This is a genomic window from Stenotrophomonas beteli (assembly GCF_001431665.1).
GTDB classification, from domain to species: Bacteria; Pseudomonadota; Gammaproteobacteria; order Xanthomonadales; family Xanthomonadaceae; genus Stenotrophomonas; species Stenotrophomonas beteli.
This window is the reverse complement of the sequence record NZ_LLXV01000045.1, coordinates 26,214-32,698: the sequence shown is the minus strand read 5'-3', so window position 1 is coordinate 32,698 and position 6,485 is coordinate 26,214. Positions and strand designations below refer to the sequence as shown.

The window sequence follows — 6,485 nt, the reverse complement described above, 5'->3', positions numbered from 1 at the left end:
CCCCGCCTTCGACAGTTTTTCCGCGAGCTGTCGGGACGGCATGGGGTCGGATCCGTTTTCCGCAGGAAAACGGATCCGACCCCAGATTGATTTCGATATCTGACAGAAATTCATCCACGCATGGCGTGGATCTACCCGATCGCGGGAAACTGTCAGAGGTGGGGCGGTGTCGGAGGGCGGGGTGTCAGCCGCATGGATGCGGCTGCCAAGCCCCCATGGATGGGTTCACGGCGTCCCCGCACTCCGACACCGCCCCGCCAACCCACGGAATGCCAGCTTTTGCTTTTGTTGTTGCTTCTGCTGTTGCCTTGGCTTGAAGCCTCGGCGGGTGCAGGGCGCAGCCCTGCCGACCAACCCTCAATGCAGCAGGGCAGCCACCGCGTCGCGGAACCCATCCTGGGCCTGCCCGGACTCGGGCGCATGATGCAACTGGCGCACCGCACGGGCCAAGCGTGCCGCGCCCACGAAGCCACAGCTCGCCTGCAGCCGATGCAGCTGGCTGCGCAGCTGGCGCTCGTCATGCTGGTCCACCGCCTGCTCGACCGCGTCGCGTACGCCCGGCAGCTCGGCCAGGAACAGCTCGCGCAGCGCGATCAGGTGGTTGCGCTGGCCATTGAGCGCGGCCAGCGCCGCGGTCTCATCCCAGTCCTCCACATGGAGCTCGACCGCCGCCGGTGCCTGGGCCACGAAGATGCCCGCCGGGCTGTTGACCAGCGCGCGGCGTACCGCCTTCAGCAGCTGGTCGCGGCCGAGCGGCTTGACCAGGGTGTCGCTGAAGCCGGCTTCGCGCAGGCGCGCGTGGATGGAGGTATCGCCATCGGCGGTATGTGCCAGCGCGGGGGTGTCCGGATGTGAACGGCGCAGTTCGCGCAGCAGCTGGGCGCCATTGCCATCGGGCAGATTGACGTCGATCAGCCACAGATCGTGGGCGCCCGGTTCGGCACTGGCCAGCGCGCTGGCCAGCGAATCAGCGGTATCCACGTCCGCCGGTAACGTTTCCAACGCCGCCTTGAAAAAACCGCGGCTGATGATGTCGTCCTCGACAAGCAGGAAGCGGGGCCGGCTGGCCCGCGGGGTCATCTGCATCAGGGCTGCCTCCATGTCAGCTGGCTCAATCATCAAGCACGGCGGCCACGGGCGCAAGCGGCTTCGGGCCCTGCCGGCCAGGATCTGCGACAATACGCCCCCATTTTTGCCCGCAGCCTGTTGCCACGTGGCCCGATCCCGCTCCCGCATCGACCGTACCCCGTTCCAGACCGAGATCCTCGACCTCAGCCATGATGGTCGTGGCGTCGCCCGCCGTGAAGGCGAGGGCGGCAAGGTCACCTTCGTCAGCGGCGCTCTGCCGGGCGAGGTGGTGATGGCTGAACAGACGGCCCGCAGCCGTCATTTCGACGAGGCCCGTACCGTCGAGGTGCTGCAGGCCTCGCCGCAGCGGGTGACGCCGAAGTGCCCGCATTTCGGCACCTGCGCCGGCTGCGTGCTGCAGCATCTGGACGAGGACCAGCAGATCGTTGCCAAGCAGCGGGTGCTGATGGACAACCTGGAGCGGATCGGCCATGTGAAGCCGGGCGCGGTGTTGCCGCCGCTGGTCGGCGAGAGCTGGGGCTACCGCCGCAAGGGCCGTTTCTCGGTGCGCCGGGTCGAGAAGAAGGACAAGACCCTGGTCGGCTTCCGTGAACAGGACCCCCGTTTCGTGGCCGACCTCAGCCAATGCCTGACGGTGATTCCGGACATCGGCACCAAGGTCGAGGCGCTGTCCACCTTCATCGAGTCGCTGGATGGCAAGCGCGACATCCCGCAGATCGAGTTCATTGCCGGCGACCAGGCCATCGCCCTGACCGTGCGCCACCTGCAGCCGCTCAGCGACGCTGACCGTGCTGCCTGGGCCGCGTTCGGCCAGCAGCATGGCTTTGCCATCTACCTGCAGCCGGGCGGAGTGGACACCGTACATCCGCTGGGCGGGCAGGGCGTGCCGCTGTCGTTCCGGCTGGCGCCGTGGGATGTCGAACTGGCGTTCCGACCGCTGGACTTCATCCAGGTCAACGCCAAGCTCAACGAGAAGATGATCGCCCATGCCCTGGACCTGCTTGAGCCGGGTGAGGACGAGCGCGTGCTGGACCTGTTCTGTGGCCTGGGCAATTTCACCCTGCCGCTGGCCCGCCGCGTGCGCGAGGTGGTTGGCGTCGAAGGCGATGCCGGCCTCGTCGCGCGTGCGCGTGAGAATGCCGAGCGCAACGGCCTTGCCAACGCGCAGTTCTTCAGTGCAGACCTGACCCAGGACCAGCGCAGCACCACCTGGATGCGCCAGGGCTTCGACAAGCTGCTGCTGGATCCGCCGCGCTCGGGCGCGATCGAGGTGCTGCAGCAGCTGCCGCTGAAGCAGTTCAAGCGCATCGTCTACGTCAGCTGCCACCCGGGCTCACTGGCACGCGATGCCGGCTATCTGGTCAACGAACAGGGCTTCACCCTGGTCAGCGCCGGTGCCATGGACATGTTCCCGCACACCGCGCATGTGGAAAGCATCGCGGTCTTCGAGAAGCGCTGAGCGGCTGTCATCACCCGTGGCGCATAATTGCGCCATGGGCATTGAAATCGAACGCAAATTCCTGGTCAGCAGTGATGGCTGGCGCACCGCCGCGCATCGGGTGATCCCAATGGCGCAGGGCTACATCAACGATATGGGCGCGCTCGACCGCGGTACCCAGAATGCCTCGGTGCGCGTGCGCATCGAAGGCGAGCATGCCGCGCTGAACCTGAAGTCGCGCACCCTCGGGCATACCCGGCAGGAGTTCGACTACCCGATCCCGGTGGAAGACGCGCGCGCGTTGCTTGCACTGTGCGTAGGCGGGCTGATCGACAAGCGCCGCCATCTGGTCGAACACGCCGGGCTGACCTGGGAAGTGGACGAGTTCCTCGGCGACAACGCCGGGCTGGTGGTGGCCGAGGTCGAACTGGACAGCGCTGACCAGGTCATCGACCTGCCGGACTGGGCCGGCGCCGAAGTGACCGATGACGCCCGCTACTACAACGTCGCCCTCGCCAGTCACCCCTATTCACAGTGGTGACCCAGCAAAAAAGGGGATGGAGGGGATTAAGTCGTCTTTACCCCAGTTGTGCTGGAAACGACTTAATCCCCTCCGTCCCCTTTTTTCGAGGGAGGCGGGCCCCATGTCGGGGGGATGAGAATCGACATCTACTCCGACGTGGTCTGCCCCTGGTGCTGGATCGGCAAGCATCGTTTCCAGCAGGGTGTGCAGTTGCTGGGCGCCAATGCGCCTGAACTCGATATCCACTGGCAGCCGTTCCAGCTGGACCCGGATGCGGATGCCACCCCGGTGCCGCTGCGCGAGGCCTATGTGCGCAAGTTCGGTGGCGTCGAGCGTACCGAGCAGATCCTCAACCAGACCCAGACCACGGCGCGGGCCGAAGGCCTGCCGATGGACTTCAGCCAGGGCCAGGTGCGGGTGACCACGCTGCCGGCGCACCGGCTGCTGTGGCTGGCCGGCGAGCACGGCGTGCAGGACGCGGTGGGTGAAGCGCTGTTCCGCGCCCACTTCGAGCAGGGCCAGAATCTGGCCGATACCGCCGTGCTGGTGAACGCCGGCGTGGCTGGCGGCCTGGACGGGGGTGAAATCGCGCAGATGCTGGCCTCCGACCGCGGCCTGGCCGAGGTGGAGGCCAAGCTGGCGCAGGCCCATGCATTGGGCATTTCCTCGGTGCCGACCTTCGTGATCGATGGGAAGTGGGCCATTTCCGGGGCGCAGCCGCCCGAAGCCTTTGCCAACGCGCTGCGCCAGATCGCGGCCGAACAGGGTGCCCCGGCCACCCCGGCTGGCGACGACGAGGCCTGCGGCCCGGACGGCTGCAAGGTCTGAGCAGATCGGGGTCGGAGCCCCTGCGGGGACCCGCCCCCGGGGTCAGATCCCCGTAGGGGCTCTGACCCCACACTCCCCTTCGTCTGACCACTGCGCCTGTCGGCCGGTTCTGCGACAATGCGGCACTGCGCCATGCGGGCGCGCGTTGTGGAGATCGACCATGCTGCTGATCGGCGTTGCCGGCACCGAACTGACCGCCCAGGAACGCGACTGGCTGCAGCACGATGCCGTGGCCGGGGTGGTGCTGTTCACGCGCAACTTTGCTTCGCGCCAGCAGGTGACCGATCTGAGCGCAGCGATCCGCGCCGCCGCCCCGCGCCCGCAGCTGATCTGCGTGGACCAGGAGGGCGGCCGCGTGCAGCGCTTCCGCGAAGGCTACAGCGCGCTGCCGCCGCTGCAGGAGATCGGCGCGATGTACGCGACCGATCCGCAGCAGGCGCTGGCCATGGCCGAGCAGCACGCCTGGCTGATGGCCAGCGAGGTGCGTGCCAGCGGCGTGGACCTGAGCTTCGCGCCGGTGGTCGATCTGGGCCGCGGCAATCGCGCCATCGGCAACCGTGCATTCAGTGAAGACCCGCAGGTGGTGGCCGCATTCACCGCCGCCTACGTGCGTGGAATGCACGCCGTCGGCATGGCGGCCACGCTCAAGCATTTCCCCGGCCACGGCACCGTGCTGGAAGACACCCACGTCGATACCGCGATCGATCCGCGCGCGCTGGAACAACTGCGTGCGCAGGACCTGGTGCCGTTCCAGGCCGGCATCGCCGCCGGTGCCGACGCGGTGATGATGGCGCACGTGATCTATCCGCAGGTGGCGCCGGAGCCGGCCGGCTATTCGCCGCGCTGGATCCAGGACATCCTGCGCGGCGAGCTGGGCTTCCGTGGCGTGGTGTTCTCCGACGACATCGGCATGGCCGCCTCGCACAGCGCAGGCGGTGTGCCCGCGCGCGTGCACGCCCATCTGGACGCCGGTTGCGACGTGGTGCTGGTCTGCCACCCGGAACTGGTCGATGAGGCCCTGCACGCCGTGCAGGGACGCTCCCTCGATACTGCTGCGCTGCTGGGCCTGATCGGCCGCGGCGCGCTTGGCTGGGATGGCCTGCTGGCTGATACCCGCCATGGCGACACCCAATCCCGTCTGCTTGAAACCCTTGGAAGAACCGTCTGATGCCCAACCTCACCATTTCCCAGGCCCTGGCCCAGGCTGACCTGCTGGTCGACCGCCCCACCATCGACAAGGCCATCGCCGGTATCGCCGACGCCATCGCGCGCGATTACAAGGGCGAGGTGCCGCTGTTCCTGTCCATCATGCACGGTGCACTGCCGTTCGCCGGCCAGCTGGCGCTTGAGCTGGGCGCGCGCGGCCAGGACGTGCAGTTCGATTACCTGCACGCCACCCGCTACCGCGGTGAAACCACCGGTGGCGACCTGGTCTGGAAGCACAAGCCGGCCACTTCGCTGTTCGGTCGTCGCGTGCTGCTGGTCGACGACATCCTGGATGAAGGCTACACCCTGCAGGGCGTGCGCACCTGGTGCCTGGAGCAGGGTGCGACCGATGTGCGCATTGCCGCGATGACGGTGAAGAAGCACGACCGCGCGCTGCCGGACGTCACCGCCGACTACGCCGGCATCGAACTGCCGGATCGTTACGTGTTCGGCTTCGGCATGGACGTCAACGAGACCCTGCGCTGCGTGCCGGCCATCTACGCAATGAAGGAATAACGGCGCGGCCGCGCGCGGCGCGTTCACGTCTGCCGCCGGCGTCCTCGGGTGCCGGCGTTCGTCTTTTCATGGAGTGCTTTGAATGCAACAGATCGCCCTGGCCGTGATCGGCGGTACCGGTGTCTACAACCTGGCCAAGCTCGACGACGTGCAGACCCACGAAGTCGACACCCGTTTCGGCCGTCCGTCCGGCCCGGTGCGGGTGGGCACGCTGCTCGGCCACCGCGTGGCGTTCCTGGCGCGCCATGGTGAAGGCCACTCGCTGCCGCCGCACAAGATCAACTACCGCGCCAACCTGGCCGCGCTGCAGCAGCTTGGCGCGCAGCGGGTGCTGGCGTTGAACACCGTGGGCGGCATCACCGAACACTTTGGTCCGCGCGTGCTGGCCTGCCCGGACCAGATCATCGACTATACCTGGGGCCGCATCAGCACGATCTGTGAAGAAGAGGGCACCGACGTGGTCCACGTCGATTTCGGCCATCCGTACACGCCGATGCTGCGCAGCAAGATCCTGGCCGCGGCCAAAGTGACCGGCGTCACGGTCCATGACGGTGGCTGCTACGGCGCAACGCAGGGGCCGCGCCTGGAAACCATCGCTGAAATCGCCCGCATGCGCCGCGACGGCTGCGACCTGGTGGGCATGACCGGCATGCCCGAAGCCGCGCTGGCACGGGAGCTGGGGCTGGATTACGCCTGCCTGGCGATCATCGCCAACTGGGCCGCCGGCTGCGGGGAGGGCGAGGAGATCACGATGGCCGAAGTGCTGGCCAACGTGCAGGCGGCCAGCAACGGACTTCCGGAACTGGTGGGCGAATTGGCACGGGGGTGATTGTCTTCCCCGAGCAAGCTTTGCATACTCAGCTTGTGCGCGGGTTCAGCGTACAC

7 protein-coding genes are annotated in these 6,485 nt (G+C 67.4%); 6 read left to right on the top strand and 1 reads right to left on the bottom strand.

What is annotated here, in order from left to right:
- Positions 1-357: 357 nt before the first annotated feature.
- A complete protein-coding gene (locus tag ARC23_RS12035) occupies positions 358-1,086 on the bottom strand; it encodes a response regulator (protein WP_057497434.1) in 729 nt (242 codons plus the stop codon).
- A gap of 127 nt (positions 1,087-1,213) precedes the next feature.
- On the opposite strand from ARC23_RS12035, the gene rlmD reads away from it, so the two are divergent.
- The 6 genes from rlmD (at position 1,214) to ARC23_RS12005 (ending at position 6,429) form a co-directional block, all read left to right on the top strand.
- Positions 1,214-2,548, top strand: a complete 1,335-nt coding sequence (gene rlmD, locus ARC23_RS12030; protein ID WP_057497429.1) for a 23S rRNA (uracil(1939)-C(5))-methyltransferase RlmD — start codon at positions 1,214-1,216, stop codon at positions 2,546-2,548.
- Between the two features lie 34 nt (positions 2,549-2,582).
- A complete protein-coding gene (locus tag ARC23_RS12025; RefSeq protein WP_057497428.1) occupies positions 2,583-3,068 on the top strand; it encodes a CYTH domain-containing protein in 486 nt (161 codons plus the stop codon).
- Between the two features lie 114 nt (positions 3,069-3,182).
- Positions 3,183-3,878, top strand: a complete 696-nt coding sequence (locus tag ARC23_RS12020; protein ID WP_057497427.1) for a DsbA family oxidoreductase — start codon at positions 3,183-3,185, stop codon at positions 3,876-3,878.
- A gap of 160 nt (positions 3,879-4,038) precedes the next feature.
- On the top strand, positions 4,039-5,046 hold the full coding sequence (gene nagZ / locus ARC23_RS12015) for a beta-N-acetylhexosaminidase (RefSeq protein ID WP_057497426.1): 1,008 nt from the start codon (positions 4,039-4,041) through the stop codon (positions 5,044-5,046).
- Positions 5,046-5,600, top strand: a complete 555-nt coding sequence (locus ARC23_RS12010; RefSeq protein ID WP_005410592.1) for a hypoxanthine-guanine phosphoribosyltransferase — start codon at positions 5,046-5,048, stop codon at positions 5,598-5,600. Before nagZ ends, ARC23_RS12010 begins: the two co-directional genes overlap by 1 nt.
- Before the next feature lie 82 nt (positions 5,601-5,682).
- Positions 5,683-6,429: an S-methyl-5'-thioinosine phosphorylase gene (locus ARC23_RS12005; protein WP_057497425.1), complete on the top strand. Its 747-nt coding sequence runs from the start codon at positions 5,683-5,685 to the stop codon at positions 6,427-6,429.
- Positions 6,430-6,485: the final 56 nt, after the last annotated feature.

Bases quoted from the DNA above. Each gene is read 5' to 3' on its own strand.
- ARC23_RS12025 (WP_057497428.1), top strand. From the start codon at position 2,583: ATGGGCATTGAAATCGAACGCAAATTCCTGGTCAGCAGTGATGGCTGG.
- ARC23_RS12005 (WP_057497425.1), top strand. From the start codon at position 5,683: ATGCAACAGATCGCCCTGGCCGTGATCGGCGGTACCGGTGTCTACAAC.
- ARC23_RS12035 (WP_057497434.1), bottom strand. From the start codon at position 1,086: ATGCAGATGACCCCGCGGGCCAGCCGGCCCCGCTTCCTGCTTGTCGAG.
- nagZ (WP_057497426.1), top strand. From the start codon at position 4,039: ATGCTGCTGATCGGCGTTGCCGGCACCGAACTGACCGCCCAGGAACGC.
- ARC23_RS12020 (WP_057497427.1), top strand. From the start codon at position 3,183: ATGAGAATCGACATCTACTCCGACGTGGTCTGCCCCTGGTGCTGGATC.
- ARC23_RS12010 (WP_005410592.1), top strand. From the start codon at position 5,046: ATGCCCAACCTCACCATTTCCCAGGCCCTGGCCCAGGCTGACCTGCTG.